We start from the raw sequence: 26,997 nt of genomic DNA on the forward strand, positions 1-26,997 counted from the left end.
TAATTCTAATAAGTATCATCTTTATTTTTTGGGTACTACTGTTGTTATTTGGACTGATACCGCCTTCTGATTATTTCAGTCTCTTTTTCGTCCAGTTTTAATTTAGGTCTACTTTTGAAACAATCGAGAATAGAACTACGTTGAATAAATAAAAGTATTTAAATACTTTTATTTGCGTTTAAATATTCTAACTTTGTATTACAACCAATAAAACCTACAACTATGAAAAGTATATTAAAACCAGTAATAAAGCAGAAGCGATCCAGAAACGTAAAAAAAATAGGGGCAATAGCTGCTAAGAAACGAGATTCTTTTGAAACTGTGACCGAAGCTGTAAACTATTTGGTAAAGAAAGGCTATACCTATGACTTCAATATAGTGGCAGGGCAGGATTGTCTTGTTTGTCAGAAAAAACAGCTTCGGTTGCCTTCTGATGATTTTCAGATTGATGGTTTTTACCGCTTTGAGGGGGTATCTGATCCCGGCGATGCGATGATTGTTTTTGCAGTATCTTCCACTAAATTTGGAGTGAAGGGAATAGTAGTAAATGCCTATGGGATGTACGCAGATGCAGCCTCTTCTGAAATAGTGGAGAAATTAATAAAGAAAGCGAAAGAAAAACAAATAAAGAAAGACCCGATAAAGCGGCACCAAGGGTTGATTCATTTGTCACGCGACCATCACTTCGGGCTACTGCTTGTATGGAAAATAAGGCAAGGCCTTAAAAACAAAACTGAAATTAACCGAATAATTGATTATATTTTTTATGTATATAATGAAGACTTGAAGGAGCATTTTGAAGAAGAAGAATTTATTTTTTATAAATATTTTCAAAATGATGAATTATGTGGAAAAGCGGTAAAGGATCACGAACAGATTCACCAACAAATTACAGCATTAAGTACTGAAGATCCCAGCAGTTTATATGACTTTGCAAAATTATTAGAAGATCATATAAGGTTTGAGGAAAGAATACTTTTCAATCATATTCAGCAAAAACTTTCAGAGAAAGAATTGTTGTGTATAGAAAAGGCTGAAGAAAAAAAGAGAACATTGGATGATGCCTGGCCTGACCATTTCTGGTCTTATTGAAAAACAGGATTTATATCAAAAGTAAATTCCATTGCACGAAATTCATGTCACTCTAGAATTCTTTATGGATATATATCTTTATAACTTAATATTATGTTGAGTATCACATGTAAAGTAGCTATTAAGGCAGTAATATTTATCGGTTTCCGATATATGTCCGAAAGAAAATCAGGCATTAAGGAAATAGCTGGTTTTATTAATGAAAGTGAACATACGGTAGGAAAGACCCTGCAAAAGCTCGTCAAGGATGATGTAGTTAAAAGTGCCAAAGGACCTGGGGGCGGTTTTTATATTACGCCAGAACAGAAAGAACAGCCCATTTCCAAAATTATTGAAGCTGTTGATGGCAAAGAGGTTTTTAACAGTTGCGGTCTAGGGTTGAGTCGGTGTTCTGACGAGCATCCTTGCCCTATACATAAATTTTACAAGCCAATCAGGGATATGTACAGGAGTGTCTGTCATGAAAAGAAAATAGGAGATCTTGATGAATCTGTTTTTAAAGGGGTTGCATACCTTTCCGATTAGTAATTGAGCAGTGTCCGGAAAAGTATCATGTTAGAACTTTTCCGGTGCACTTTTCAATAATTATTCATATTTGTTTTCCTGATCCTTTTCATGCTTTGTTCTTTTTTCTGGCAAATATTTTATAAGCCAAAGAGCTATCAGAAAAAGGACTAAGGAGCCAATAAAAGCAGCAGCTGCAATATCTGGATGACCTTCCAGGGCATTGTTCAGTGCCACATACAGTAGCCATATCTGAATGCTTATGATACCAATCAATGATACAATAATACCAAGTAAAAGATTACTAGCTTTATTAGGGTGCGCCTGGTTTTGAAAGTTGGTATACTTTGCCATTACTTAACTATTGTTTTCATGTTCTGAAAAATGTGAAACAAATACTTTTTCGTCCCTTATGGTTACTTTCAACTGAGGCAATGCACGAGGGGGAGGGCCTTGAATTACGTCTCCTGTTTCAGCATTGAACCATCCGTTATGGCATGGACACTGTATCTGATTTCTTTCTTTTACATATCTGACAGCACAAGCAAGGTGTGTGCATTTTTGATCAAAAGCCCTCCATTGACCATCTTCTAGATGTACAAGGATGTATGGGATTTCTCTAGTACCTCTTACGCCAGTCAAGGAAAATTCAATCATTTCACCAGCAGGGACATCCTGTACATTGCATACGAAATGATCTTTTACCGGCTCTTTACCATTGACAAAATAGTTGGCAAGAATAAATCCATTTCCTGCAGCAAATCCGCCTGATAGCAGACATAGGAATTTTGCAAACTCCCTACGCGTTATTTTTGTGGCATCATCTTGCCTTATGGGAAAATCCCTTTTCCAATGAGGCTCTTTCTTTTCTTTTGGTTTATAAGCCATATGGTTTTTCTTTTGCTTAATATACCCTTATTTCTTTGGTGCCTTTTGGCATCATTACGTTCACTTTTGTGTTGACAGTTTGTTTTCCAAATTTAAATGTCCTTACAGGGTCACTTTGAGGTCTTTTTTTTCGGATTTCTTCCTTTGTTCCATAAAAAAGAGCACCACTTGGGCATACAGTTGCGCACATAGGCTTTTTGCCTACGCTTGTGCGGTCATAACAAAGATTGCACTTCATCATCAACTCTGCGCTTTCCATTTTTTTAGGTACGCCAAAAGGGCAGGCAAGGACACAATTGCTACACCCAATGCACCTGGCTGTATTTGCAGAGTGTACCACATCATTGCTATCTTTTGTTATAGCGTCGGCAGGGCAAACATTGGCACAGGCCGGATCTTCACAGTGCATACAGACCTGAACAGTTGTTTGTACGGTATGTGCCCGGTCTACATAGTTGACGTGGATCATTGACTCTTGGCCATTGGTTTCACATTCAGCACAAGCTGTTTCACACGCATGACAACCTATGCACCTTTGCATGTCCACAAAAAATTCGAGTTCAGAATTAAAGTTTTCTTTTGGTTCTGCCATATATTTCTCTTTGTTAAAAATACTTATGAATTAATGTTAAGCGCTCTGATATGCTTTTGATTCTTTAGATGGGGGAGCTGTTTTCTGGAGTGGAACCAGTTCGCAAGCACAAACTTTAAATTCCGGGATTTTTGAAGTTGGATCCAGTGCGCTGTTTGTGAGTTGGTTAGCCGATTTTTTACCTCCCCAGTGATAAGGTATAAATACTGTGTCAGGCCGTATAGTGGTAACAACTTGAGCCGGAAACTCTGCTTCTCCTCTACGGGTAACAACTTTGACCATTTCTCTGTCTTTTATTCCGTATTTAGTAGCCATATCGGGGTGGATTTCCAATAGCGGTTCTGGGTAAAAGTCTTGTAGTTTTCCTATACGCCTTGTTTGTGTACCGCTTAGGTATTGACTGACGACTCTGCCAGTGGTAAGAATAACTGGATATTCTTCATCAGGTACCTCTGCGGATGGGCGGAATTTGGCAGCGTTGAAATGTGCTTTGCCATCTGGTGTAGCAAATTTTCTGTCTTCCCACAAACGGGGGGTGCCTGGATGGTCTAGAGATGGACAAGGCCAGAAGACTCCAAAGTTTTCTTCTATTTTTTTATAAGTAATTCCATAGTAGTCTGCGGTCCCGCCTTTCGATGCAACCCTCAATTCGTTAAAAATGGCTTCGCTGTTTTCAAAAGCAAATTTATCTCCGGCACCAAGTCTTTTTGCCAGCTCCATCAAAATAGAGCTATCTGTTCGTGCATTGCCTGGAGGGGTTACAGCAGCATTTATTTTTACAACTCGTCCTTCGGCAGTGGTTCCGGTTCCCTCTTCTTCTTCGTGGAGGGATCCTGCCAGCACAATATCAGCATGTCTTGCGGTTTCGTTCAAAAAGAAGTCAATGGCAATATAGTATTCAAGTTTTTCAAGAGCTTCTCTTACATAGTTGTTGTCTGGCAAGGAAACCAGGGGGTTAAAGCATATGGTGATCAGTCCCTTAATTTCACCTCTGTGTATGGCTTCTATAATCTCAAAAGCTGATAAGCCCTTGCCTGGCATATCTTTTTCTTCAATCCCCCAAACATCAGCTATATATTTCCGGTGTTCTGGGTTTGTAATATCTCTGTTTCCGGGCAATTGGTCACATTTATGCCCATGCTCTCGTCCTCCTTGGCCGTTTCCTTGCCCGGTAATAGTTCCATATCCACAATAAGGTTTACCTATACGCCCTGTAGCAAGTACTAGGTTAATACAGCTCACCACATTGTCCACCCCTTTGGTGTGGTGTTCAATGCCCCGTGCATGCATAAGGAAACTCGTTTTTGCTCTTCCCCATAGTTCTGCTGCTTGTTTGATGTTTTCAGCAGGCACGCCTGTTATTTCTTCTGCCCATTCCAGGGTATAATCCTTTACAGCTTCTATAGATTCCTCAAAACCGCTGGTATGGTTTTCTATAAACTCATGGTCCAGCATATCATTTTTTACCAGATAGTTTAACATAGCCCCGTAAAGTGCGGAGTCTGTACCTGGTCTTACCGCAAGGTGCAGTTCTGCTGTGCGGGTAACTGGAGTAACCCTAGGGTCAACCACAATGAGTTTGGCTCCGTTGTCACGTGCTTCCCATATGTAATGTATTAGTGTTGGAAAAGTTTCGCTGACATTGGCGCCACATATCATAATAACCTCAGCATGTTTCAGATCTTCCCAGCTGTTGGAAGTTCTGTCGAGACCAAATGCCTTTTTGTTTCCGGCGCCTGCGCTTACCATACATAGCCGTCCATTATAATCCAGGTTTGCTGTCTTCAGGGCAACTCTGGCAAATTTCCCTACCATGTAGCTCTTTTCATTGCTCAGCGATACACCTGAAAGCACAGCCATTGCATCGTTCCCATAGGTCTTCTGGATTCGTTTTATTTCTGATACGGATTTGGTATATGCAGTTTCCCAGTCTATATTTCTGAAACCTTCACCTTCTGCCCGTTCTATAGGGCTTAGCAACCTGTCCGGGTGGTTATTCTGGAGATATCTGGCTACTCCTTTGGGGCACATTCTTCCTTCATTGAAGGGAAACTCCATCCAAGGTTCAAAACCTACTACAGCATTGTCTTTAACTTTAAGTTGTACACCACACTGCATTCCACAAAAGCAGCAGTGTGTCTTTACAAGTTTGTCAGGTTCAGCATGTCCATGAAAGCCTTGTTGTGGGGCATAGGCTTTGTGAGGGCCATACTTTTCTATGATATCATTTACAGAGGTGGGTAACTTTGCCATAAAAAACTATATATATTATCCGAAAAATTTACCGGTTTCATTTCTTGCAGCTAGCTGTGCCTTGGCCAATGCTGAACGTTTCCCTTCAGGGCTTAGGTCCAAGTGATTTTTGCCATCTTCGTAAGAAAAATCAAAATCAAGCTGTTTTGTGACTGTTTTAAGGTCGTTTATATGTAATTGAGATGCAAACTCCTCGCCTGTGTGTGGACATACGGCCATTCCTAGTTTTGCACCTTGTTTTTTATAGATGTTGGTGCCCAATTGGGCAGGACGTTGAAAAATATGGAAAAACTTTCCAAAAGGCAGCCATACTAGGAATAATATGACTGAGATCGCATGTGTTACAGACATGAACTCAAATGTTCTTCCTTGAAGAAAAGCATAATCATAAGTCAGGCCGAGTCCTGTAATGGAAATAATGAGCAATAAAATAAGAGGCAGTAGATCTCCTTCAAAAGTCTGGGTTGCGATAAGTCCTGCGTTGGTCATTCTTCTTCGGAACATTAAAACAACGCCTACAATAACCAACCAAGAACACCAGTTTAGTGCATGGAAAATTATAAAGGCGCCAACGGAACCTAAAGGAAACTCCATAACTGGAAAACCAAAGAAGTTTGCCACATAAATATCAAAAGTATCTGGTTTGAGGGTAAAATGTATCCATCCGAAGGTAAGTGGAAATGTGATCGCAAAAGCTAACATGCATCCAGTGGCAAGCAAAAAGTGACCTACCCACCTTGTCCGACCACGGGGGTAGATAAACCTTTGGAACAGGATGTTTTTTACAAATTGTTTTATTGTATACCATACATAAGGCGGAAAACTTCTGCTGAAAGCAAATCGCCACGTTCTTCTCCAATATAGTCTTGTAGGGGGTCTCTGTACCCATACCGAATACCTGTAAACGATTCCGAAAACGGCAAAAATGGTTCCGAAAAGATATGATATTAGTGCTGCGTCAAAGTTTTGCAGGTTTCTTGACCCCGTATAAACCAACAGGATAACCACAATAAAAGCTATAGAGGCATGAAATAATGCCTTTTTGTTTAAAGTAGTAAACAGTTTGAACATAAATCCTTGTTTAGTATATATCTACTTTTTTGTTTTTTATGTTGATTGTCAGTATTTTAAATTATAGTGAGTATGCCGACTGTTAGGATAACTTACAAGTTTGATTATTGTTTTGACTAATTTTGGTGGTTTTCTGCATTGGATAAAGCAGTCTTTTAGTAGACAAGAAAACTGATAAGCTTTGGAAGCTGATTTGAAGCGGACTATTAAAAAGTGGCCTTGGGGAATTGGCACTGTTAGTTTTCACCCATTAAAGCTATTGAGGGTCTTGCTTAAAACCTATGATTTTGGGCTAGCTTTTATAGGTTTTAAATAACCCTGGTTTATAAATTATGTAATTGTAGGGTTTTGACATGTAGGGGTTTATATGGAATTGCAACAAAAAACCGTACAAATAATTAAGCCCTTTTTTTGATTAATTAATGCCTGCCGCAGGGCTCCTCAAATCCTCCTATGATTTAGAAGAAAAATCATAGGAGGATTTCGAGGTTTATGCTTCTTTTACGCAGCACTTTTTCTATGAATATTATAAAATTCTTCAGGAGAAAGATATCCAAGAGAGGAATGTCTTCTGGTCCTGTTGTACCATATCTCAATGTATTCAAACAATCCCTTTTTTGCCTGCTTTATTGATTCATATTTCCGGTAACCAGTTTCAGATTTCAGGGTTTTGAAGAAGCTTTCAGCCACTGCATTGTCCCAGCAATTCCCTTTTCTGCTCATGCTCTGAGTAACATTTAGCTTACCAAGCTCATCCCTGAACTCTTTGCATGCATACTGCACGCCTCTGTCTGAATGAAAAACCAGCTCTTGAAAAACAGGTCTGTTTATCAGTGCCATCCTCCATGCAGGCACTACTGTTTCATATGCATGCATCGAAGTGGACATAGACCATCCTATTATTTTCCTATCATATAAGTCCATAATCATGGTCAGGTATAACCATGCCTCATTTGTCCGGATATAAGTTATGTCTGATACCCATGATTTTGAAGGGCTTTCAGGTTTAAAAGATCTATCAAGAACGTTAGGACTGATGCTAAATCCATGGTTTGAATCAGTTGTGCAGACTTTAAATTTTTTACTTACAACACTCCTGATTCCGTGGTCTTTCATGATCCTGGCAACCCTTGGCCTGGATACTGCAAAACCCTTTTTTCTAAGATCTAATGTAATTCTAGGACTTCCATAGGTACCATTGCTTAACTCATGCACTGTTTTGATTTCCTTTAGCAATATCGCTCTTTGTTGAGCCAGTTTGAGTTGTTTCTCCTTCTTCCACTCATAAAAGCTGTTCCTGGCAACATTAAATGTCCTACACATCTTTTCAACAGCATACTCTTTTCTATGATCCATTATGAATTGGTATATTTGCTGTCTCCCCTGGAAAAGATGCTTACCGCCTTTTTTAGGATTTCCCTTTCAAGCTCAGATTCCTTTAAGGCTTTCCTCAAGGCATGAATTTCTTTTTGTTCTTCTGAAAGGTTCTGTTTCCCATTTCCTGGAAAACTGGCAGCGCCATTCGTCTTCATTTCACGTGACCATCTCCTTACTAAATCAGGACCAATGCCTAATTCTTTCCCAACAGCGGTACTGGTCTTCCCGCTTAAATGCAGCTCTACAGCCATTGTTTTAAATTCGTGGTCATATGACCTTCTTTCTCTTTTACTCATCGTTCCAAATTTAAGAAAAAGAGCTTAACTTACTGTCCTATCAAATATACACATTCCAATATGTGATTTTAGACAGGTGGCTTTTAGATGTTAAAAAAAATATAAACTCTTACTCTTTTAATTGGTTGAGTTAAAAAGTAATGAAAGAGTTAACATGGAGCCTAGTTTATCAAGATCTCATAAAGCACTTACGTTAAGTACATTTGCCTTTACCATTTGCTTTGCGTGTTGGACTATTAATGGGGTACTTGTAACCTTTCTAGTCGATCATGGCATTTTTGACTGGAGCGTAGTTGAGATTGGCTGGCTGCTAGGCATTCCAATACTTACAGGGTCAGTGATGCGGCTTCCGCTAGGTATATTGACAGATAAGTATGGAGGTAAGCCCATGTTCGTCATCCTCCTGTTTTTCTGTGCGGTTCCTTTGGCCTTGCTGTCACAGGCCACAGGTTTTTACTCTTATGCTATTCTTAGTTTTTTTATTGGCATGGTAGGTACAGGCTTTGCTATAGGAATAGGCTATACTTCAGCTTGGTATCCACGGCATTGGCAGGGTAGGGCCTTAGGCATCTTTGGCATGGGCAATGCAGGTGCTGCACTGACTACTTTTTTTGCACCTGCTTTATTGAATTTCCTATCAGAAAGAGATCCTATAAATGGCTGGAAATGGCTGCCTATAATATATGCATTGATTTTGGTGGTGATAGGTGTGCTTTTTTTGATTTTTGCAGAACATAAAAAAGTGGAAACAGAACCCAAATCCATCAATCAGCTCTTAAGGCCAATAAAGAGCATGAGAGTATGGAGGTTTGGCCTGTATTATTTTCTTGTTTTTGGCTGTTTCGTAGCCTTTTCACAATGGTTGATTCCATACTATGTAAATGTTTATACCACCACATTGGTGCTTGGGGGGATTTTTACTTCCTTTTTCAGTCTTCCTTCGGGAGTAATCCGTGCATTTGGAGGGTATTTGTCTGACAAGTTCGGTGCAAGGAGCGTAATGTACTGGGTGCTCAGTTCATCTCTGATTTTAAGTGCCCTTCTGATGATTCCTCAAATGGAAGTTTATACTACAGGGCCAGGTGTTTCCGCAAAACAGCCTGGTGTGGTTGAGGAAGTGACAGAAGAAAAGATAGAAGTAAACGGCACAGTATATCTGATAGAGCCTCGAGCTGAAAAACCTAGACATGGTTCTTTTTTACCGGAGAGGAGATCTTGGCAGGAGGTAGTCGTAGAGCAAAATCAAGAGGTGCAGCAGAGAGAACTTTTGGCAAGAGGGGTTACCTATATCCATTTTGAAGCAAATATGTGGGTGTATACCGTTCTAGTGGTTTTGATAGGCATTGTCTGGGGAATCGGCAAAGCCGCTATTTTCAAACATATACCAGAATATTTTCCTAAAGAAGTAGGAGTTGTTGGAGGTATGGTAGGTTTAATCGGTGGGCTTGGCGGATTTTTCTGTCCCATCCTTTTTAGCTACTTGCTATCAGTAACAGGTATTTGGACAAGCTCTTGGATGTTGATGCTTATTGTTTCGGCCATATCATTGGCCTGGATGCATAGGGTAGTTGTTAAAATGTCTAAAGAAGAAGCTCCTAATATTGCGGATCAATTTGAAAGAAAACCAAAAAGATAATGGATAAGAAGGACGTAAAAGATTTTCTTAGCGAATGGACTCCTGAAATTGTTGAGTTTTGGGAAAAAACCGGTAAAAGGATTGCTTGGGGCACACTGACTATTACAACAGTTTCCTTAGTGCTTTCTTTTGCAACTTGGTTTTTGATGAGTGTGGTGGTGATTATGTTGCCTCAAGTTGGGTTTGCCTTTACAGAAATGGAACTTTTCTGGCTTGCTTCCATGCCTGGGCTTGCTGGGGGAATCTTCAGGATTATTCATACTTTTCTCATTCCAATATTCGGGACACGTAAAGTGATTACATTTGCCACGCTTATAAAGATAATACCTCTAATAGCTTTGGGATATGCAGTGACCAACCCGCAAACCTCTTTTACTTTTTTTATGGTCGTTGCCTTCTTTTTAGGACTTGGAGGAGGTGACTTTTCTTCTTTTATGCCTAGTACCAGTATTTTCTTTCCCAAAAAACTCCAAGGTACAGCTTTGGGTATTCAGGCAGGAATTGGAAATTTCGGAGTTAGTCTTGTTCAGCTTATTTCTCCGTGGTTGTTGGGCTTTTCAATATTTTTTGGGCTGGGAGGTCATCCTCAGGTCATCATAGAAACAGGAAGAGAAATCTGGCTGCAGAACATTGCATACATCTATATCTTGCCACTGCTTATTTTAGGAATTCTAGCTTGGTTTAGATTGAGGAGCATTCGTATGAATGCTTCATTTAAAGAACAAATTGATATCTTTAAAAGTAAACACACCTGGTATTGCACCATTACGTACTTTATGACTTTTGGTACTTTTGCAGGCATGTCTGCAGCTTTCCCGTTGTTGATCTCAACTATTTATGGTGGGTTTGCAAATGCCCCAAATCCTTTGGACTATGCTTTTTATGGTCCCTTGATTGGCTCTGCCGTACGTGTTTTGTTTGGCCCTGTAGCTGACAAGTTTGGGGGGGCTATTTTAACACATATAACTGGCATAGCTCTTGTCATTATCCTAGGGTTTATGTTGTTTATGGGGTTGTTTACCCCTGATTCCCTGGAGCAGTTCCCGTATTTTGTAGCTGCTGTTTTGATGATCTTTTTCTTTACTGGAGTGGGAAATGCCGCGACCTTCCGTCAGTTCCCAGTAATATTTTCTGACTCTCCGAGACGAGCAGCTGGTGTAATTGGTTGGACTGCTGCTATTGCTGCTTTTGGCCCCTTTGTATACAATGTCTTGATTGGAGTAAGTGCTGAACAGACTGGGGTTGTTATTCCTTTTTTTGTCGGACTTATCCTGTTTTGCATTATAGCCACTTTTATTAACTGGTGGTACTATACTAGAAAGGGTTGTGAGAAGCCTAGTTGATACTGGTATGTGCATCCAAGTGCAAACAATATAGCGACTTGAAAGTTGTTTAAACCTGAAATATGCATTAGAGCTTTCTATTGCGTAGCAAAATATCTTCAAATCAGACGCTTCGCTCGCATTTGGTATTTAACCACAGAACCACTATGCTTTGCAAAACAAATACCTGATTTTTTGTTCTTTTGCCCCGAAAGCTAATGCATAATCTAGGTTGATTTTTACTTTTATCAATTGCACATCGCTAATGTTTACGGATCAGTATAATAGGAAGTTAAATTATCTCAGGCTTTCAGTAACCGATAAGTGTAATTTTAGGTGCTTTTATTGTATGCCGGAAGCAGGTATCCCACATTTGCCTAAAAAAGAGGTGTTTTCTTATGAAGAGTTGTTGCGAATTTCTTCGCTTTTGACTGATAATGGGGTCAATAAAATCCGAATTACAGGAGGGGAACCATTTGTCAGGAAAGGTCTTCATTTATTCTTGAAGGAATTAAGTATTCTTAAGAATGTTCCTGAGCTCAGTATCACAACCAATGCCGCCTTGATTGGGCCATACATTGATATATTGAAGTCCATAGGGGTTAAATCTATTAATGTAAGTCTCGACAGTCTGAATGAACAGAATTTTTTCAGGATTACCCGAAGGGATAATTTCAATAAAGTATATCAGAACCTGCACGACTTGATCAAGTCCGGTTTTGATATAAAAGTCAATTGCGTGGTCATGAAGGGGAGGAATATTGGTGATATTATCCCTCTTGCAGAATTAGCTGAGGAACATAATGTTGAGGTGCGTTTTTTGGAAGAAATGCCTTTCAATGCTAGTGGAACACAGGATGCAATCTTGCATTGGGACTATAAAAGAATTTTATATTTTTTGTCGCAACACTTTGGGAAGCTGGAAAAAATGAATAATGCACCTAACTCTACTTCTACCAATTTTCAGGTTCGCGGATTTAAGGGAAGTATTGGGGTGATTCCAGCATTTTCAAGGACATTTTGTGGAGCTTGTAACCGTATGAGAATTTCTGCAAACGGTGATTTCCGTACTTGTTTGTATGGAGATCCTGCATTGAACCTGAAAACGGCTCTTAGGCAAGGGATTGATGATAATGCATTATTGAAGTTAATAAATAATGCTATTGCCAAAAAGCCTATCAATGGGTTTGCTGCTGAGAAAGAAAGTGGGAAAAAAAATAAAGAATCTATGTCTGTTATAGGAGGGTGATTTTATACCCTCATATCCAATTTAGTCTTAAGTTAAATCAAATATTATGCTGAACAAGTTAGTGTTTAGAGTAACAGGTTTTTTTTTGATGCTTGTTATATTTCAAGCTGGATGTAATGGCGACAGGGAACATCCTCAGGAAGAGGAAGAAGTTGATGCATTGGCTGACCCAATGAGCGTAAAAGGTGTAGGCCCTATTGACGAAGTAGCACTTGAGGCGGAAATCGATCAGGCAATGGCTGGTGAAGGCCAGAAATTATTTGAACAATACTGTACCGCATGTCATAAGGTAGAGCAAAGGTACATTGGCCCCGCTGTTAAAGAGGTTACTGCTAGAAGAAGCCCTGAGTGGATTATGAACATGATCCTAAACCCAGATGGTATGGTGAGAGAAGATCCTATTGCCCGGCAACTGCTGCAAGAATACCTTTCTCCTATGCCTAACCAGAACTTGACACAACAAGAGGCAAGGAGTATCTTAGAATACTTTAGGACCCTAAGTGAAGTAGAGGAGCTTGACTGATAAAGTGAATGAAAAAAGTTAAGGGACGATTTCCTTAACTTTTTTCATTCATATATTTGTTGTGCCTAAACTAATTATTCAAAATACCTTCTGTAGGTCTTAAAGGCTTCTTCAATTTCCAGAACGGTCTCCTGGGCTGTATTTTCATTTTTTGAAGCTTCCAGTTTTTGTAACAAACCTATGTAAGGGTGTAGCCAAGTATGCAGGTTGTCATGCGCTTCGCCTTTCATGGTACAACTGGAAACCAGATTCTTTTTGGATTCATTTAGTTCCCTTGCCAGGTTCAGGTAATCCTTTTCGCCCGACTTTATATAGTTTTTGACCAGCTCCTCTGAAAACTCAATGTGAGAAGCCATTTCTTCATTGACTTTCCATTTTTTGCCATCGTTTAGTTTTATGTCTTCTTTATGAGTGTTCGTTTGTTCTGATTGATGTGCCTTAGCATTATCGTTTTTTTGTCCACAACTCATAATAGTCAGAGTCAGTACAAGTGCCAGCAGTAAGGGGAGTTTCTTCATTATATATTAGTTTTAGTTTTCTGTTTTGTTAAATGAAGCTATTGTCAATAAAAATGCAGTATCTTCTATAGCTTTCACACTGTGACGTACGGTGGCCTCTAGTGAAAGCAGGTCTCCTTTGTTTAGTATTGCTGAGTTTTTATCAGTATTGAACTTCATTGCTCCTTCCAGGCACTGGACAGTTATAGGACCGTTTGCCTGATGCGGTTTTATTGTTGTTCATGCTTTCATTGTATTCAATACAACCCTTATTTCATCTGTTTTCAATAGCGTTTTTGCATTACGGCCACTGTTTTCCAGTTTTCCTTCCTGTCTGATTTGTGTGACAAGTTTTGTAAGGTCGAATGTTGAAAGGCTTGGTGCTGTATTCTTTTCTTGTTGCATAATCAATGTTTTTGCCATTAAAATCTCCTATAGACAACAAATGTTTGCGGTTTCATTTTAAACCTGAAATATGCATTATAACTTTCTATTGCGTGGCAAAATAACTTCAAATCAGACGCTTCGCTCGCATTTGATTTTTAACCATAGAACCACTATGCTTTGCATACCAAATACGCTTATTTTTTGCTCTTTTGCCCCTCATAATGTAAAAATAGTAAGGGACATGGCCTGGAGCAATGAGCATCATCAAGTCTATCAATGATGTAGGTCAGGTTCAGTTGTTGATATAAGGTTTCTTGTTATATGTTTGGTGTTTTTTAGAGGTTGCCCGTTTATTTTCTTATTTTGTTTTGTATTAGCAAGGCGCTGCTAAAAGGAGGTGCTTTTATATACTTTTCTTAGGATGCTTTCAGGATAAATTTAATCATACAACATGAAAAATGCCTTTTTTCTTTTATTGCTTTTTGTATTTTATGCCTCTGCCGTTTCAGGACAAGTTAAAAACATTCATGTGTTTGTAGCCCTTTGTGACAATGAGCATCAGGGCATCGTTCCAGTTCCTGCATCTATAGGCAACGGAAAGGATCCGCGCAACAATTTGTATTGGGGAGCTTCCTATGGTGTAAAAACCTATTTTCAACATAAGTCACCGGAGTGGGAACTAATTAAAGAAATAAAAAGTAAAAGTCCCTTTGTGCTTGAAAGACTGCTTTTCAAGCTTAAGGAGAAAGATGTATATATGCTGGCAGATGCCTATGACGGAGAACAGATAAAAGTATGTACCGAAGATTTTCTGAAAGCGGCAAATGGACAGCAGCCTTTGGAAATAACTTCAGGTGATCTTAAGCTTAGCTTCGGCGGTGGGTCAGATCTGCTTGCCTATACAGGTCATGATGGTCTGATGGATTTTGGAGTGAATATTTCTTACGCAGAAGCACCGACAAGATAAGGGATGCAATCATTTTAGCATGTATCAGCCAGTCATATTATGCTCCAGAAATAAAAAAGGCTGGTGCAAACCCGGTTTTGTGGACAACAAACCTGATGGCTCCTGAGGCTTATGTCCTGAAAGCCGCAATTGACGGGTGGATAGGAGAGGAGTCGGGCAATGAAATCCGGGAAAGGGCTGCGCAGGCTTATAACAAGTATCAGAAATGTGGTATAAACGGGGCGAGGAGACTTTTTGCGACTGGTTTTTAAAGGTCTCCAAATATTTTTTGTTAAAGGTTATGAAGAGTATCTTTTTTTTGTTGCTTCTTTTTTGCCAGTATCAGGCGTTAACTCAAGTTTTACACTTTGGCTATTCTGATTATAGTGGTAATATGTTTTTTCAAGGAAAAAACATTTATACAGATATCGTTCCTGAAATTTCAAATAGTCAGATAAACGATCTTTTGCAAGATGAGTTTATTATAAGCTGGCCTGGATATGGCCATGTTTACTGTGACAGTCTCAAATTTTTCTTCAGGAAAGGATACAAAATAGCCAGACAAGATGGAAAAACAAGCATTCAGTTAAAATACTTCGACTTCAGATCGTCAGGAAACCGGATGATTAATAAGGCAGAACTGGTGAAAATTATGATTGCAGGGTGTGAATGTGAAGTTTATGGGCAACTTCTTAATGATCAGGAAGAATTTTCAAAAAAAATCTCCGGCCATTCTTACTCTTTTGAATCTGTTGTACCTGATATTGCTAAAGTTTATTTTTTAGTTTATCAAAGTGGAGATGTTTCAGATATACAAGACTTTAAGCTTCAAGATACTATTTTCAGGTATATAGAGAAAGCAGAAATTCTGAATGACTCCTTGAAAGAAAAAGTTCTGAATCTTGTTTTAGACAATTGTTCTTTTAATTATATACCTACGCTTAGTGGTGTTTATGATTTTTCGCTGGTGTTTGTAGATAGGGGTGATAGGTTTATTGGCAAGATGGATTTTAATTATAGTTTAACATATTCTTTAATGTTTTATAGTCGCGAAATGAATAAGTATTTAAGTCATGTTGGTGAAATATACCATAAAAAGTTTGTTGAGCTTGAGGAGCTGCTTTCTCCTTATTTGGATAAGTTGCAAAAATGATGTTTTGAGAAAGTTTTAGCAGCTTTATCTGGCTAATGAGCTTTGGGAATAAATAATATAAGTTACCTGGAGGTTTTTCATGAAAATAGCAATACTAGCAGTACTGATAATGCTGGTTGTGGGAATAGCGGGCGAAATCCTGTCTCTGACTGGTATTTATAATGTTCAGGAAGTAACGCGGAACATATTGGGCGTGGGGCGTCTGGCTGCCATTGGATTGCTGCTGTATTATGGCAGCCTGCGTAGCAGGACAGTCTTCTATAGCTTAATGATAGTATCTGCTGGAATTTTTGTCCTTGGCAATCTTCTTGAAATTATGCACTGGCCGGGGGCAGATGTGTTTATCACAACTGGTCTTGCCGGGCTTCCTTTGGTGTACTCTGTCCATTATCTGAGCAAGGAGGTCAAACAACTTCTTGATCACCTGAAGGTACTGTGGGTCTGGTTGTTTGTTGTTCCTGTTTTTCTGAGGGTCTTTCATGTCTCATATCCGACTTTTATGCTTTTTGCAGAGTGGGGTGTTTTCTTGCTTTTGTTTTCCTTGTTTGCATTTAAGATGTTGATGTATTCAAAATCATAAGACCATGTAAGTTTTGATTAACTTAACTTCCATCCTTTTTATAATAGCTTATGGGACTTTTTAATTTTTCTAAAACCATCGGTATTGATCCGGGTAGTTATTATCTTCGGCTTGTTTGCGAAGGGGAGATTATCTTTAACGAACCTTCAGTGGTGTCTGTAGTTCCGGAAAGTGGTGAGGTTTCCGGACATGGGTTCAATGCGCTGGAAAATACACGTCACGAAACTATCTGGCCTGTTAATCGTGTTATCGGTGACTTTCATGCATTTGAAAACCTCTTGAGACATGGGGTAAACAAAGGGCTTAATGAAACTTCATGGTTAACCCCTGCTCATAGTATGTATTTTAGTATTCCTGTTAATGTTACAGAAGTAGAAAAAAGGGCATACCGAGATTCTGGGTTGCACGCAGGTGCAAGAGAGGTTTATATGACTTGGCAGCCGGTAAGTGCTGCTATCGGTTTGGGTGTTTTACAGAGGAAAAAAGATTTTGTGATTGTGGATATAAGTGCTTCAAAAACAGAAGTTACTGTTTTTTCAAATTCATGGCTGGTTTGTGAAGGCGGTATTCCTTTTGGAACATGTAAACTTTGGCGAATGCTGCGGAATTTCATTTTTCGGAACTTTGGTTTACGTGCATCAGATAAAGAGCTGGATGAAATAATCGCTTCATTAGGGCAGCCCGTCTCTTCTCCCGGTTTCTATGTTCAGAAATCAGTTATTAAGCAAGAGCAGCTTTCACCTGTTTGGGATATTTTCTATAAGGTTGTTGAAGATAAGGTGCTAGAGATAATAGAGCAGGCGACAGATTGTTGTGACATGGATAAGGTTGCTGCTAATGGTATGTATTTTACGGGAGGTGGGGCTTTAGTTTCAGGACTGTGCAAACAACTTGCTTTAAGTGTTGATATGGATTATGCCATCAGTAATGAGCCGCTTAATGATAATATAAAAGGTATCGGGGAAATAATGAAAAATTTTGAACAGTACAAAAAATATCTGTTTACCTAAAAGAATTGTTGAGGCTATTTTAGCTGTAAGTCTGTTCTTGCATATTAATTTGTCCCTCGCTTTGCTTTCTTAAGTTTCCAGAACTAAATAGCTTTTTACATTGCATTACTTGATAAACAGAACAGGTTGTGCCTTGTTTATTTCTGGTGTTGGTTCCTGCTGTTTAAAAGTAGTTAGCCGTTGTTTTGATATGGTTAAAGGTTATATACCAAACCTAAGCTAAAAGTTTGATTCGGAGTAGAGAGTGTTTCTTCTCTTTGTAAACTTATTATAGAGTTTGCTACCACGGATACTTGACGGATTTTTGCCTCAAGTGCAACCCTAAGATTTAAGTCTGTGTGGTGCCTGTCTTTTTGGTGTGGGTCAATGTTAGAAAATGTTTTTCTGCGCACCATAAAGTTTGTAATAACATTAATCTTGAAGTTTTCCTCTGCTGCCCATGTTGGTGGGATGGATAGTGCTGTAAAGTCTCCAAAAAACATATCGTGACGTGTATTCATAAACTCAGCCCCTGGGCGGAAAGTGAACTTGCCTATGTCATAAGCGTAGCCCGCTGACCCTGCAAACTGTAAGGAGTAGTTGTAGTCACGCTCGTTGCCAAGAAAAAGTGCAGGTACAACAACTCCAGCGGTTGCATAAAAGTCTTTTTTCTCTATTCTATAATGCGCAACAGGGTTATTTAAATGGCTAAAGTCAAGTTGAGAACTATAGTTGTTCTCATAAGTGGCTAATGGCAATACTACATGGAAAGAGTGCCCTTTGTTTTCATAAAGTTGCTTGGCAAAAGATAAATGATATGCTAACCTTGTTTTAGCCTCTGGAGGGCACGCTGTGAGCGTTGCTGGCAAAGCAATCGCAAGAAGAAAGAGCAATCTTGTTATCATATCCTGTATCAACTAATATGCATTAAAAATATTTAAAAATTATTTGGAAGTAAATGATTTGGGTCAACTTTTTAATAAACGAAAGCGGTGCTGATTTGTTATATCTGATAGGTTCAGTGCTTTTGTATATATAATAAAGCCTTCCGCAGTATTTTTTATTTGCGGCGGAAGGTTTTGTTTGTTAGACAGGCTCCAAAATCGTTTGTTTTTCCTCCTGTTTTTCATTTACCTCCCTTGTTTGGTAAATGAGCTGTACTGAAAGCATAAATATCACTGCCGCCATAATCTGATGGAGTACGCCAGATATAATGTTCACGCCTGACAATAGCGTGTTTATTCCTAGTGCGATTTGAACAACTATGGTGAAAAATAGGTAATTTGTAGTTTCTGTGATTTTATAGGACTTTTTGAATTCTTTTGTCCCGAACTTCATATATAAGAGCAAGCCTACGATAAATAATGGAATCCAGCGGTGGACAAATTGTACAGTAACAGCATTTTCAAGCAAATTGATAAGTGCCGGGGTTTTATCAAAAATGCCAGGAGGGATAAAGAACCCGCCCATATCTGGGTATGTGTTGTAAAAATACCCTGCTTTTAACCCTGCTACAAATGCTCCATATATAATTTGTAATAACAGTAAGCCTGAAAGTAGGAGTGCGATAGGAGAAAGTTGCCCCTTTTTATTTTTATTTGACTGCAAACTGTTGATAGCCCATACAATGCTGGCAATAATAAAGAAAGCAAGTACCAAATGTGCAGCCAGCCGATAGTGGCTTACATGGGGTATGTCCGAAAGCCCACTTTTAACCATCAACCAACCCATTACGCCTTGAGAAAGTCCTAGGGTAAATATTAGTAATACTTTTTTTAAAATAGTTTTGCTGAAATAGCCTTTAACGTAAAAGATGGCAAAGGGAATTATAAATAAAAATCCTGTAAACCTACCGATTAAACGGTGTAAATACTCCCAGAAGAATATTTGTTTAAACCCGCTTAAATCCATGTTGTAATTAATTTTTTGATACTCTGGAGAGGTTTTGTATTTATCAAAAGCTATGTTCCACTGCTGTTCATTAAGAGGAGGGAGGATGCCATAAACCAGGTCCCACTCTACTATAGATAGTCCTGAGCCGGTAAGTCGGGTAATGCCGCCTATGACTACCATGGTCAACACGAAAAAAGCGCCTGATATTAGCCAAAGGCGAATAAGTTTGTCTGATTTTTTCATTACGTCTGTTAAATGTTTTCTTCCTTTTCCTTTTTTAACCTGGTTTAAGAGGTAGATTTTGTCATAAGCAGCAAAATAACGAAAAATAAGCACTTTTCGGTCTAAACTTATGGCTCTAACCATGCTTTAAGCACAGATATGAGCAAAGCTATTGATTTAAAGTTGTTTTGCTGCCATGCTAATTCTATTGCATATCTCAAGTTTTAAATAGCTTATTTCTTAAAATTAAAGCTAGTTTCATAAATCACTTTTATAAATGATTTAGATCAGTTTATCTGAATTTTTTAATGCATACCTTTGATATGCAGTTGAGAATAATGGAAAATTAAAGATAAAAAGGTCTATTAATCTATAAAACAATTTAATTATGAACACAATACAAGTGCTAGATGTACGGGTGATAGAACCAAGGTTAAAACATCCTACCATATTTGAAACTTTTGATGGACTTGAGCCAGGTGAATCTTTTGTTATTCTAAACGATCATGATCCAAAACCATTGTTCTACCAGTTCCTGGCAGAGCGTCCAGACCAGTTTAATTGGGAATATTTAGAGCAGGGGCCTGAAGAGTGGCAAGTTCGCATTGGAAAAAATGCCGCCGGGGAAAAGACTGTCGGGGAGATTGCTGCTTCTGATCACAGAAAAGCATTGGTGTTTAAAAAGTTGGGTATTGATTTTTGCTGTGGGGGTAAAAAGTCACTAGATGAGGCTATAAAGGAAAAGGGTTTAAGTAAGGAAGAGGTCGAAGCCGAACTTGAAAAAGCTTCTGCTACAGATGTTGGAGACTTTGATGTGTTCAATAAACTCGAAGCTGATGAGTTGATTAGGCATATTGAAAGTACCCACCACCAGTTTATTCGTGAGATTTCTCCTCAAATCAATGAAATTCTAAATAAAGTAGTTAGGGTACACGGTGATTCTCATCCTGAACTGATCGATATACGAAACTATTGGGTAGAGCTTTCTGATGAACTGACCAGCCATATGTTTAAAGAAGAGCAGGTTTTGTTCCCATATATTAAAGAGCTGGCTATAGCTAATAGGAACAATGGAGCGATTGCCCCGCCTCATTTCGGTTCGGTAAAAAATCCTGTAGCCGTTATGGAAGAAGAACACGAAGCAGCATCGTCTTTCTTAACTAAGATAAGGGAACTGACTAATGACTATACTCCACCAGAGTATGCATGTAACAGCTTTAGAATGACTTTTGGCTTGCTTAAGGATTTTGAAGAAGACTTGATCAATCACGTGCACTTGGAAAACAATATTTTGTTTCCTAAAGCACTAGAAATGGAGAAACGCTTTTTCCCTTAAAGAGATGATAGTTACTGAAAATACCAAAATATCATCCATTATAGAAGAAAATGAGCTGGCTATAGAGGCTATTGCTTCTGTAAACCCTCATTTTCAAAAGCTGAAAAACCCTATACTGAGAAAGTTGCTTGCTTCACGAGTTACTGTGAAGCAAGCAGCCGGTATAGGCAAAACTACGCCTGATTCTATTTTGGCAAAACTGAAAGAAGTCGGGTTTGTGGTTGAAATGCCTACAGGAGTGCCTGTGGGAGAAGTGGAAACTGAGCAGGAGCCTGAAGCTTGGGATGGGGAGCTTGTAGAAATGGATGTAAGGGCTGTATTATCTGCTGGCGGAGACCCTCTAAAGAATATACTTAAAAAACTGAAAGAATTAGGCAAGGATAAAGTTCTGGTAATTATCAACACCTTCGAACCTGTTCCTTTGATAAACCTGCTCTCAAGGCAAGGGTATAAATATAAGACAGAACAGAAGGATGGGTTGTTTTACACCTCGTTCAAGTTTGAAAAGTTGCCAGATTCTGTTGGAGAAGATACTTGTGGAGAGAATGGTAATTTTATGGAACTGGTAGTGACTTATCAGGATAATATGGTAGAAGTAGATGTGAAGAAGTTGGAAATGCCGGGGCCTATGATGGCCATATTGGCAGAGCTGGAAAAGCTTTTGCCTGATAAAGCCTTGCTCGTTCACCATAAGAAGGTTCCGCACCTGCTTTTGCCGGAGCTGGAAGAAAAAGGTTTTAAATATGCTTATGAAGTTGCAGACGAAAACAATGTGAAGCTTATTATTTACCGATAATTTTTATGGATTTTGTTATGTAAACCATTAAACATGCCTGGTTATGCTACAGGGAACTGAAAATAAGAAATTACCATCGTTGTACGCAATATTGCCTTACTTCGTGTTGTCTTCCTTATCCTTATTGGTAGTAATGGTGTTGCTCTATTATACCGGTACAGAAGTAAGAGGACATTATTTTCAGCCTAAGTTATTGGCAGTAACACATGTGGCCACTTTGGGTCTGATTACGCCAATAATATTCGGATCTCTGTTGATGATCCTTCCTGTAGTGTTAGAGGTGCGCGTGTACAGTGAAAAACTGTCTGCTGCTACTTTTATACTTCTTGTATCTGGCTTGCCTTTATTGACCTATGCCTTTTGGAATTTTCAAGCTGGTCCTGTTATGCAGGTCGGGGGCGTTATGGTTTTTCTTTCTTTATCGATCTTTTGTATCAATTTCTTTTTGTCTGTTAGGGATTGTCAAAAATGGAAAATTGAAGCAGACTTAATTTCGTCTTCTGTCATATGGCTGTTTATAACAGCTTTGATCGGAACTTTGCTGGTGTTTAATTTTAGCTATGCTTTTATCCCGGTTTCACATCTGGAAATGTTGAAAATACATGCCAACCTAGGGCTTGCAGGGTGGTTCTTCATGCTCATTGCAGGTGTGTCTTCCCGGTTAATTCCCATGTTTCTACTGGTTCATAATGTAAACACTGACAAACTGAAGTTTACCTGGTATACCGGCAATGCCGGTCTGGCAGCCTTGGCTGTAGCGTTCTACTTTGAGCTGCCGGCTGCTTACATCTTTGTATGTAGTTTGTTTGTGGTTGCGGCTGTTGTGTTTTACATTTTCTTTATGCTAGAAGTTTACCGGAAAAGGTTTAGGAAAGGCCTTGATACCGGAATGAAATTAACCTTCTATGCTTTTATCTTTTTAGGAGTATCTATAGTCCTTGGAAGTCTATCGCCTTTTAGTTTTCTCAAAGAAGAATACATGATGTTGGTAAGGGTCGCCTTTGGATTTGCTGTATTGCTTGGTTTTTGTGGAGTTTTGGTGGTGGGGCAGGGGATTAAAATTCTTCCTTTCATTATCTGGACTTATAAGTATAAAGACCTGGCAGGAAAAGGAGGAGTGCCATTGCCTAAAGATTTGGTGTCAGAGCGACTTTCGCGTTATACTATGGGTGGCTTGCTCATAGGGCTTCTTGGTGTATTTGCGTCCATAGTGTTTGGATACTCTTTGTTGATGAGTCTTTCCTGTGGTGTGCTGATAGTGACAGCACTGCTTCATAATATCAATATGTTCAAGGCAATTTTACATAAACCATACTTGAAAAATATGAGGTAGTATATAAGAATGTTATTTTCTATGCCTTCTGTTAAATAGGGTGTAGTTAATTAATTAGTGGCAGTATTTAAATATTACAGTTATGGAAACGAATAACTATTCTGAAATAGAAACAAGGGCAAAAGAGGTATTGAAAGAGGTGTATGACCCTGAATTGAACGTAAACCTGGTAGACCTGGGCTTAATTTACCGGATAGAATATTTTGAGCAAGAGAATAAGTTGGAAGTAGACATGACGTTGACTACACCGTCTTGTCCCATGTCAGAAATATTGCCAAATGTTACTGAACAACGTCTTGCTCAGGAATTTTCAGACGCAACCATATCTTTGTCTTTGATTTGGCAACCAGCATGGAATCCTGATTTTATCACAGAAGAGGGTAAGAAATTACTTAGATTTTCATAACTTAAAGACCCATTTATTTTCATGCTTATGCTTTCTAAATCGTGTGAATATGGTATGCGGGCTGTTGTATATATAGCCCTCAACTCCTCAAAAGATCATAAAGTGGGTATTAAAGATATCGCAGAATCTTTGGAATTTCCGGCTCCTTTCCTTGCTAAGATACTTCAGTCCCTTGTAAAACATAAACTTATTGCGTCTACCAAAGGTCCCAATGGAGGTTTCTTTCTTGAGAAAAAACCCGAAAAAATTTCCATGTTGAACATTATGGAAGCAATAGATGGATTGGCATATTTTAAGGAATGTGGTATGGGTTTTAAAAAGTGCTCTGATAAAAGACCTTGTCCGTTACATGATTCTTTCAAAGTGTATAGGGATAATATAAAGCTGGCATTTTCAATGCGTACTTTAGATGTTATTATTAATGAAATTAATGATAACAAAGTTTTTATTCATAAATAGGCAATAGTTATTCCTTGTTAATGTGATTTCATCCTCTGGTAGATGCTAGAGGATTTTTTATTTTTAGGACCTAGGGGTAAAGTAGCAAAAGTATACTTTGTCTAAATTAGTGATATACCCCTTTGTCAACAGATGCTTAATATCATTTTTCTAACTAAGCTACATCAGTTGAGCTGACCCGTGTTTTGCTGACCTTTATATCATAAACAAGCAGTCGTCAGACTTGAAAATATTTGATTTATGATATACAACACAATTTTCTTATTCGGTATGCCTGGAATGGGCGAGCTACTTCTTATAGGGGTTATTTTATTTTTCTTTTTTGGTGCAAAAAAAATTCCTGAACTGATGAAGGGATTAGGGCAGGGGATTGGAGAGTTTAAAAAGGGTATGAGTGGTGAAGGTGAAGAAGATAAGGAAGTAGGTAAAATAGAGCAAGAAAGCACAAAGCATGCTGGTAGTGAAACCACCACCAATCATTAGCCTATTTATTATAATTTAAACTTTCATTATCATGAGACCCTCATTTTATCTAAGCATAACTATGGTTTTGCTTCTTCTGCTAACATATAATGCAGAAGCCCAATTTGAATTTTCAGGACAATTAAGGACTCGTTCCGAATTGAGGCAAGGGCAGGGTACGCTACCTATAACAGGAGCTGACCCTGCTTTTTTTACGTCTCAGAGAACCAGGTTCAATGTCGGTTATAAAAAAGATAGGATTACTTTTTATACTAGCTTGCAAGATGTACGGGTTTGGGGACAGGATGTGTCCACTATCAATAGAAATACCATGGATTTTAACATGGGATTGATGTTGCACCAAGCTTACGCTGAAATCCAGTTGTCCGACACGTCTGCTTTTATTCAAAACGCCGCTTTTAAAATTGGCCGGCAGGAGCTCGTTTATAATGACCACCGTTTGTTAGGTAATCTGGACTGGTTACAGCAAGGTAGAAGGCATGATATGCTCCTGTTTAAAACTCATTTCCCAAAATGGTATTTGCATGCAGGTGTGGCCTATAACCAGAATAATGAAAGGAAACATGGGACGGTATATGCAGGTATTCCTGATCCTAGTTTAGGGTTTGTGCCTGGTTATCCTCCAGGTACAAATCAGATTGGGACTATGTATAAGTCAGCACAGTTTTTATATGTTAATCGCACCATTAAGCCTGGACAGGTGAACTTCCTCTTCTTTAAAGACGACTTTAACAGGTTTGAACGGGATGGGGGCGACCTTGTTTTTCAAGAAAATACCTGGAGTAGGATGACAACTGGTCTTAACTCAGAAATGCGTTTTTTCAACAATGACTTGTATCTGAACGCTAGTGTATATGCACAAGGTGGCCGCGATATGTTAGGAAATAACCTCCGTGCCTGGATGGCTTCGGTATATTCAAATTATAAGGTTGCCGGAGGATTAAGTATTGGGCCTGGGGTTGACATTCTTTCAGGTAATGATGGAGGGCAAACCTCAGGGGTAAACCGTGCCTTTGACCCTTTGTACGGTACGCCTCATAAGTTTTGGGGTTTAATGGACTACTTCTATGTGGCTGATCCATTTGCTCGGGTAGGTCTCAATGACTTTTATTTCCGTACAAAATATCAATTCTCAGAAAAGTTTTTTGCTTTTGTAGATGTTCACGAGTTTCACTCTTATGGTAGAATTTTTGGGGCAGACGCCGAAGGAGGGCAAACAGAATATGGTAGGAGGTTAGGGACTGAGGTGGACTTAATCCTGAATTATCAGCTTATGCCTGGATTTAATATTGAAGGAGGATACGCTATGTTCTTTGCCACTGAATCTTTAAAAGTTGTAAAGCCTCCTTTTACTGAAAGAAACAATATAGGCCACTGGGCATATCTTATGCTTAATGTAACCATTTAACCTAAGTAATAGAATTTCTATTGCGTGGCAAAATATTTTAAATCAAAACCTGTTGTTATGATCTCTAAAACCAAGGATAGGCAGACGGAGGCAGATAACATCACTGCTTTTATATTGGCCGGTTATGATACGCTTAGCCCCGGAGCCTTTCCTAAAGGTTTGTTGAGGTCGCAGGGGAGAAGCTATATTGAGAATATTTCTGATAAGTTAAAAACCATTACATCGGAAATAAAGATCAGTGCAAACACTAACGATTACAACCATTTGGCTTTGCCAGTATACACAGATTTAGTTTCAGGGCTAGGTCCTTTAGGTGGAATCTATACAGCCCTTACTGTTTCCAGTACTTCTAGAAATTTGTTGGTGGCTTGTGATATCCCAATGGTTTCTTCTGAATTTTTGAAACAGTTAACAATGTACAATGAATATGATTTGGTTTTGCCTCAGGTTAATGATAAATTATATCCTTTGTGTGCTTGCTATAATATTAGTAGTTTAAATAAAATTAACCACCTTATAAAAAGAGGCGAATCTCGTTTGAATAGCTTGGTGAATATTTTGAATTGTAAAGTAGTCAAAGCAGATTCGTTGAATCTTTTTGGAGGTGGTGATTATTTAATTAGTGCATAAATGATAAATTTGAAGTAACACAAAACAAAAAATACAATGCCGTTAAAAAGACATATAGCGCTTCAGGATTATTCTAGGGAACATCATTTAGGCTTGCTCTTGGGGTGGAAAATTTCTCAAGGAATAGCTAAAAAAGTGCCATCGGAAAGAATGGTAAATTACTGTCAAATTTTTTATGAATCATGCCTGTTGCCCCATATGAAGAATGAAGAGCATTTGATTCTGAATAAGTTTCCTTCAGAAGATCAAGATGTGAAAAAGATCATTGAAGACCATAAAAGTTTACAAAAGCAGTTTGAAGGGTTAGGTAACTTGTCGCAGGGTGTAGAAGAGGCTTTGGTTCAATTAACTGATGATTTGGAGAAGCATATTCGTTTTGAGGAAAGAATATTTTTTACAAAAATACAAGATGAGTGTACAGAAGAGGAGCTTTATGCAATGAAGCCTGAGGTAGTTTCAGAGCAAATGCCACAGCCAGAAGATGAGTTCTGGAAGTGATAAAAATACTATTCTCTTAAAGCTGTCTGAGTAATCTAGGAATATTCTTATCTTTTTACTTTAAGCATGTCTGTTTATATAATTTTAAAATTTTATAGATAGGCATGCTTTCTTTTTTGTCTTTGCTTTTTTAATATTTCCATGTATATGTAATGTGTTTTGGTGATGAAAGTCATTG

Annotated in this window: 32 protein-coding genes; 20 read left to right on the plus strand and 12 right to left on the minus strand. The window is 38.6% G+C overall.

The features are described from left to right. The first annotated feature begins 222 nt into the window (after positions 1–222). On the plus strand, positions 223–1,092 hold the full coding sequence (locus RCC89_10580) for a hemerythrin domain-containing protein (protein WMJ73603.1): 870 nt from the start codon (positions 223–225) through the stop codon (positions 1,090–1,092). Positions 1,093–1,185: 93 nt separating this feature from the next. Next, complete coding sequence (locus tag RCC89_10585; GenBank protein WMJ73604.1) at positions 1,186–1,617, plus strand: Rrf2 family transcriptional regulator; 432 nt, start codon at positions 1,186–1,188, stop codon at positions 1,615–1,617. A gap of 60 nt (positions 1,618–1,677) precedes the next feature. Here the strand turns inward: RCC89_10585 and RCC89_10590 are convergent, their stop codons facing one another. The 7 genes from RCC89_10590 to RCC89_10620 all read right to left on the minus strand — a co-directional run bounded on the left by RCC89_10590 (position 1,678) and on the right by RCC89_10620 (position 8,073). Next, a complete protein-coding gene (locus tag RCC89_10590) occupies positions 1,678–1,950 on the minus strand; it encodes a hypothetical protein (GenBank protein WMJ73605.1) in 273 nt (90 codons plus the stop codon). A 3-nt stretch (positions 1,951–1,953) separates the two neighbouring features. Continuing rightward, positions 1,954–2,484: a Rieske (2Fe-2S) protein gene (locus tag RCC89_10595; GenBank protein WMJ73606.1), complete on the minus strand. Its 531-nt coding sequence runs from the start codon at positions 2,482–2,484 to the stop codon at positions 1,954–1,956. 16 nt (positions 2,485–2,500) lie between these two features. Beyond that, positions 2,501–3,076, minus strand: coding sequence for a 4Fe-4S dicluster domain-containing protein (locus tag RCC89_10600; GenBank protein ID WMJ73607.1), 576 nt, complete (start codon positions 3,074–3,076; stop codon positions 2,501–2,503). A 36-nt stretch (positions 3,077–3,112) separates the two neighbouring features. After that, positions 3,113–5,329, minus strand: coding sequence for a molybdopterin oxidoreductase family protein (locus RCC89_10605; protein ID WMJ73608.1), 2,217 nt, complete (start codon positions 5,327–5,329; stop codon positions 3,113–3,115). A 15-nt stretch (positions 5,330–5,344) separates the two neighbouring features. Beyond that, positions 5,345–6,400, minus strand: coding sequence for an MFS transporter (locus RCC89_10610; GenBank protein ID WMJ73609.1), 1,056 nt, complete (start codon positions 6,398–6,400; stop codon positions 5,345–5,347). A 501-nt stretch (positions 6,401–6,901) separates the two neighbouring features. After that, positions 6,902–7,756 carry an IS3 family transposase gene (locus tag RCC89_10615; protein WMJ73610.1) on the minus strand — a complete coding sequence of 285 codons (855 nt, stop codon included), beginning with the start codon at positions 7,754–7,756 and terminating at the stop codon, positions 6,902–6,904. Continuing rightward, positions 7,756–8,073 carry a transposase gene (locus RCC89_10620; protein ID WMJ73611.1) on the minus strand — a complete coding sequence of 106 codons (318 nt, stop codon included), beginning with the start codon at positions 8,071–8,073 and terminating at the stop codon, positions 7,756–7,758. Before RCC89_10620 ends, RCC89_10615 begins: the two co-directional genes overlap by 1 nt. Positions 8,074–8,227: 154 nt before the next feature. On the opposite strand from RCC89_10620, the gene RCC89_10625 reads away from it, so the two are divergent. From RCC89_10625 to RCC89_10640, 4 genes are all read left to right on the plus strand, one after another. Then, complete coding sequence (locus RCC89_10625) at positions 8,228–9,709, plus strand: MFS transporter (protein ID WMJ73612.1); 1,482 nt, start codon at positions 8,228–8,230, stop codon at positions 9,707–9,709. Continuing rightward, the gene (locus RCC89_10630; protein WMJ73613.1) at positions 9,709–11,052 is read left to right on the plus strand and encodes an MFS transporter; all 1,344 of its coding nucleotides are present in this window, start codon (positions 9,709–9,711) and stop codon (positions 11,050–11,052) included. The genes RCC89_10625 and RCC89_10630 overlap by 1 nt, the downstream gene beginning before the upstream one ends. Before the next feature lie 244 nt (positions 11,053–11,296). Continuing rightward, positions 11,297–12,280 (plus strand): GTP 3',8-cyclase MoaA, encoded by a 984-nt coding sequence (gene moaA, locus RCC89_10635; protein ID WMJ73614.1) that lies wholly within the window; start codon positions 11,297–11,299, stop codon positions 12,278–12,280. Positions 12,281–12,326: 46 nt separating this feature from the next. Beyond that, positions 12,327–12,803, plus strand: coding sequence for a cytochrome c (locus tag RCC89_10640; GenBank protein ID WMJ73615.1), 477 nt, complete (start codon positions 12,327–12,329; stop codon positions 12,801–12,803). 74 nt (positions 12,804–12,877) lie between these two features. On the opposite strand, the gene RCC89_10645 is transcribed toward RCC89_10640, so the two are convergent. The 3 genes from RCC89_10645 to RCC89_10655 are packed head-to-tail and all read right to left on the minus strand — an operon-like array spanning position 12,878 to position 13,705. Next, positions 12,878–13,321 (minus strand): hypothetical protein, encoded by a 444-nt coding sequence (locus RCC89_10645; GenBank protein ID WMJ73616.1) that lies wholly within the window; start codon positions 13,319–13,321, stop codon positions 12,878–12,880. A gap of 12 nt (positions 13,322–13,333) precedes the next feature. Further along, positions 13,334–13,480 carry a hypothetical protein gene (locus RCC89_10650; GenBank protein ID WMJ73617.1) on the minus strand — a complete coding sequence of 49 codons (147 nt, stop codon included), beginning with the start codon at positions 13,478–13,480 and terminating at the stop codon, positions 13,334–13,336. Positions 13,481–13,540: 60 nt separating this feature from the next. Next, entirely contained in the window at positions 13,541–13,705 is a 165-nt protein-coding gene (locus tag RCC89_10655; protein WMJ73618.1) for a hypothetical protein, read from the minus strand. 433 nt (positions 13,706–14,138) lie between these two features. Here RCC89_10655 and RCC89_10660 point away from each other — a divergent pair, with 433 nt between their 5' ends. The 5 genes from RCC89_10660 (at position 14,139) to RCC89_10680 (ending at position 17,376) form a co-directional block, all read left to right on the plus strand. After that, the gene (locus tag RCC89_10660) at positions 14,139–14,654 is read left to right on the plus strand and encodes a hypothetical protein (GenBank protein ID WMJ73619.1); all 516 of its coding nucleotides are present in this window, start codon (positions 14,139–14,141) and stop codon (positions 14,652–14,654) included. Between the two features lie 95 nt (positions 14,655–14,749). Further along, positions 14,750–14,905, plus strand: a complete 156-nt coding sequence (locus RCC89_10665; GenBank protein WMJ73620.1) for a hypothetical protein — start codon at positions 14,750–14,752, stop codon at positions 14,903–14,905. A gap of 29 nt (positions 14,906–14,934) precedes the next feature. After that, on the plus strand, positions 14,935–15,786 hold the full coding sequence (locus tag RCC89_10670; protein ID WMJ73621.1) for a hypothetical protein: 852 nt from the start codon (positions 14,935–14,937) through the stop codon (positions 15,784–15,786). A 79-nt stretch (positions 15,787–15,865) separates the two neighbouring features. Then, positions 15,866–16,366 carry a hypothetical protein gene (locus RCC89_10675; GenBank protein WMJ73622.1) on the plus strand — a complete coding sequence of 167 codons (501 nt, stop codon included), beginning with the start codon at positions 15,866–15,868 and terminating at the stop codon, positions 16,364–16,366. Between the two features lie 50 nt (positions 16,367–16,416). Continuing rightward, complete coding sequence (locus RCC89_10680) at positions 16,417–17,376, plus strand: rod shape-determining protein (GenBank protein ID WMJ73623.1); 960 nt, start codon at positions 16,417–16,419, stop codon at positions 17,374–17,376. A gap of 194 nt (positions 17,377–17,570) precedes the next feature. Here RCC89_10680 and RCC89_10685 read toward each other — a convergent pair whose 3' ends face one another. Both RCC89_10685 and RCC89_10690 read right to left on the minus strand, forming a co-directional pair. After that, the gene (locus RCC89_10685) at positions 17,571–18,260 is read right to left on the minus strand and encodes a hypothetical protein (GenBank protein WMJ73624.1); all 690 of its coding nucleotides are present in this window, start codon (positions 18,258–18,260) and stop codon (positions 17,571–17,573) included. 181 nt (positions 18,261–18,441) lie between these two features. Beyond that, positions 18,442–19,614: a COX15/CtaA family protein gene (locus RCC89_10690; GenBank protein ID WMJ73625.1), complete on the minus strand. Its 1,173-nt coding sequence runs from the start codon at positions 19,612–19,614 to the stop codon at positions 18,442–18,444. A gap of 244 nt (positions 19,615–19,858) precedes the next feature. Here RCC89_10690 and ric point away from each other — a divergent pair, with 244 nt between their 5' ends. The 9 genes from ric (at position 19,859) to RCC89_10735 (ending at position 26,819) form a co-directional block, all read left to right on the plus strand. Beyond that, complete coding sequence (gene ric / locus RCC89_10695; protein ID WMJ73626.1) at positions 19,859–20,806, plus strand: iron-sulfur cluster repair di-iron protein; 948 nt, start codon at positions 19,859–19,861, stop codon at positions 20,804–20,806. A 4-nt stretch (positions 20,807–20,810) separates the two neighbouring features. Then, positions 20,811–21,602, plus strand: coding sequence for a DUF2249 domain-containing protein (locus tag RCC89_10700; protein ID WMJ73627.1), 792 nt, complete (start codon positions 20,811–20,813; stop codon positions 21,600–21,602). Between the two features lie 43 nt (positions 21,603–21,645). Further along, positions 21,646–22,935, plus strand: coding sequence for a hypothetical protein (locus RCC89_10705; GenBank protein WMJ73628.1), 1,290 nt, complete (start codon positions 21,646–21,648; stop codon positions 22,933–22,935). Positions 22,936–23,017: 82 nt separating this feature from the next. Continuing rightward, on the plus strand, positions 23,018–23,341 hold the full coding sequence (locus tag RCC89_10710) for a metal-sulfur cluster assembly factor (protein WMJ73629.1): 324 nt from the start codon (positions 23,018–23,020) through the stop codon (positions 23,339–23,341). Positions 23,342–23,362: 21 nt separating this feature from the next. Then, a complete protein-coding gene (locus RCC89_10715) occupies positions 23,363–23,800 on the plus strand; it encodes an Rrf2 family transcriptional regulator (protein ID WMJ73630.1) in 438 nt (145 codons plus the stop codon). 240 nt (positions 23,801–24,040) lie between these two features. After that, complete coding sequence (locus RCC89_10720; GenBank protein ID WMJ73631.1) at positions 24,041–24,283, plus strand: twin-arginine translocase TatA/TatE family subunit; 243 nt, start codon at positions 24,041–24,043, stop codon at positions 24,281–24,283. 31 nt (positions 24,284–24,314) lie between these two features. Further along, positions 24,315–25,691: an alginate export family protein gene (locus RCC89_10725; GenBank protein ID WMJ73632.1), complete on the plus strand. Its 1,377-nt coding sequence runs from the start codon at positions 24,315–24,317 to the stop codon at positions 25,689–25,691. 57 nt (positions 25,692–25,748) lie between these two features. Further along, complete coding sequence (locus tag RCC89_10730) at positions 25,749–26,321, plus strand: molybdenum cofactor guanylyltransferase (GenBank protein WMJ73633.1); 573 nt, start codon at positions 25,749–25,751, stop codon at positions 26,319–26,321. Positions 26,322–26,357: 36 nt separating this feature from the next. Then, complete coding sequence (locus RCC89_10735) at positions 26,358–26,819, plus strand: hemerythrin domain-containing protein (protein ID WMJ73634.1); 462 nt, start codon at positions 26,358–26,360, stop codon at positions 26,817–26,819. Positions 26,820–26,997 lie beyond the last annotated feature (178 nt).

It is taken from the genome of Cytophagaceae bacterium ABcell3 (assembly GCA_030913385.1).
GTDB lineage: Bacteria > Bacteroidota > Bacteroidia > Cytophagales > Cytophagaceae > ABcell3.

Excerpts from the sequence above, each read along its gene's own strand:
- RCC89_10615 (WMJ73610.1), bottom strand. The coding sequence starts at position 7,756 with ATGGATCATAGAAAAGAGTATGCTGTTGAAAAGATGTGTAGGACATTT.
- RCC89_10665 (WMJ73620.1), top strand. The coding sequence starts at position 14,750 with ATGGCTCCTGAGGCTTATGTCCTGAAAGCCGCAATTGACGGGTGGATA.
- RCC89_10685 (WMJ73624.1), bottom strand. The coding sequence starts at position 18,260 with ATGATAACAAGATTGCTCTTTCTTCTTGCGATTGCTTTGCCAGCAACG.
- RCC89_10630 (WMJ73613.1), top strand. The coding sequence starts at position 9,709 with ATGGATAAGAAGGACGTAAAAGATTTTCTTAGCGAATGGACTCCTGAA.
- RCC89_10645 (WMJ73616.1), bottom strand. The coding sequence starts at position 13,321 with ATGAAGAAACTCCCCTTACTGCTGGCACTTGTACTGACTCTGACTATT.
- RCC89_10650 (WMJ73617.1), bottom strand. The coding sequence starts at position 13,480 with ATGAAGTTCAATACTGATAAAAACTCAGCAATACTAAACAAAGGAGAC.
- RCC89_10600 (WMJ73607.1), bottom strand. The coding sequence starts at position 3,076 with ATGGCAGAACCAAAAGAAAACTTTAATTCTGAACTCGAATTTTTTGTG.
- RCC89_10655 (WMJ73618.1), bottom strand. The coding sequence starts at position 13,705 with ATGCAACAAGAAAAGAATACAGCACCAAGCCTTTCAACATTCGACCTT.
- RCC89_10710 (WMJ73629.1), top strand. The coding sequence starts at position 23,018 with ATGGAAACGAATAACTATTCTGAAATAGAAACAAGGGCAAAAGAGGTA.
- ric (WMJ73626.1), top strand. The coding sequence starts at position 19,859 with ATGAACACAATACAAGTGCTAGATGTACGGGTGATAGAACCAAGGTTA.
- RCC89_10675 (WMJ73622.1), top strand. The coding sequence starts at position 15,866 with ATGAAAATAGCAATACTAGCAGTACTGATAATGCTGGTTGTGGGAATA.
- RCC89_10670 (WMJ73621.1), top strand. The coding sequence starts at position 14,935 with ATGAAGAGTATCTTTTTTTTGTTGCTTCTTTTTTGCCAGTATCAGGCG.
- moaA (WMJ73614.1), top strand. The coding sequence starts at position 11,297 with ATGTTTACGGATCAGTATAATAGGAAGTTAAATTATCTCAGGCTTTCA.
- RCC89_10700 (WMJ73627.1), top strand. The coding sequence starts at position 20,811 with ATGATAGTTACTGAAAATACCAAAATATCATCCATTATAGAAGAAAAT.
- RCC89_10640 (WMJ73615.1), top strand. The coding sequence starts at position 12,327 with ATGCTGAACAAGTTAGTGTTTAGAGTAACAGGTTTTTTTTTGATGCTT.
- RCC89_10730 (WMJ73633.1), top strand. The coding sequence starts at position 25,749 with ATGATCTCTAAAACCAAGGATAGGCAGACGGAGGCAGATAACATCACT.
- RCC89_10605 (WMJ73608.1), bottom strand. The coding sequence starts at position 5,329 with ATGGCAAAGTTACCCACCTCTGTAAATGATATCATAGAAAAGTATGGC.
- RCC89_10715 (WMJ73630.1), top strand. The coding sequence starts at position 23,363 with ATGCTTATGCTTTCTAAATCGTGTGAATATGGTATGCGGGCTGTTGTA.
- RCC89_10590 (WMJ73605.1), bottom strand. The coding sequence starts at position 1,950 with ATGGCAAAGTATACCAACTTTCAAAACCAGGCGCACCCTAATAAAGCT.
- RCC89_10660 (WMJ73619.1), top strand. The coding sequence starts at position 14,139 with ATGAAAAATGCCTTTTTTCTTTTATTGCTTTTTGTATTTTATGCCTCT.
- RCC89_10580 (WMJ73603.1), top strand. The coding sequence starts at position 223 with ATGAAAAGTATATTAAAACCAGTAATAAAGCAGAAGCGATCCAGAAAC.
- RCC89_10610 (WMJ73609.1), bottom strand. The coding sequence starts at position 6,400 with ATGTTCAAACTGTTTACTACTTTAAACAAAAAGGCATTATTTCATGCC.
- RCC89_10585 (WMJ73604.1), top strand. The coding sequence starts at position 1,186 with ATGTTGAGTATCACATGTAAAGTAGCTATTAAGGCAGTAATATTTATC.
- RCC89_10595 (WMJ73606.1), bottom strand. The coding sequence starts at position 2,484 with ATGGCTTATAAACCAAAAGAAAAGAAAGAGCCTCATTGGAAAAGGGAT.
- RCC89_10705 (WMJ73628.1), top strand. The coding sequence starts at position 21,646 with ATGCTACAGGGAACTGAAAATAAGAAATTACCATCGTTGTACGCAATA.
- RCC89_10720 (WMJ73631.1), top strand. The coding sequence starts at position 24,041 with ATGATATACAACACAATTTTCTTATTCGGTATGCCTGGAATGGGCGAG.
- RCC89_10620 (WMJ73611.1), bottom strand. The coding sequence starts at position 8,073 with ATGAGTAAAAGAGAAAGAAGGTCATATGACCACGAATTTAAAACAATG.
- RCC89_10625 (WMJ73612.1), top strand. The coding sequence starts at position 8,228 with ATGGAGCCTAGTTTATCAAGATCTCATAAAGCACTTACGTTAAGTACA.
- RCC89_10690 (WMJ73625.1), bottom strand. The coding sequence starts at position 19,614 with ATGGTTAGAGCCATAAGTTTAGACCGAAAAGTGCTTATTTTTCGTTAT.
- RCC89_10725 (WMJ73632.1), top strand. The coding sequence starts at position 24,315 with ATGAGACCCTCATTTTATCTAAGCATAACTATGGTTTTGCTTCTTCTG.
- RCC89_10680 (WMJ73623.1), top strand. The coding sequence starts at position 16,417 with ATGGGACTTTTTAATTTTTCTAAAACCATCGGTATTGATCCGGGTAGT.
- RCC89_10735 (WMJ73634.1), top strand. The coding sequence starts at position 26,358 with ATGCCGTTAAAAAGACATATAGCGCTTCAGGATTATTCTAGGGAACAT.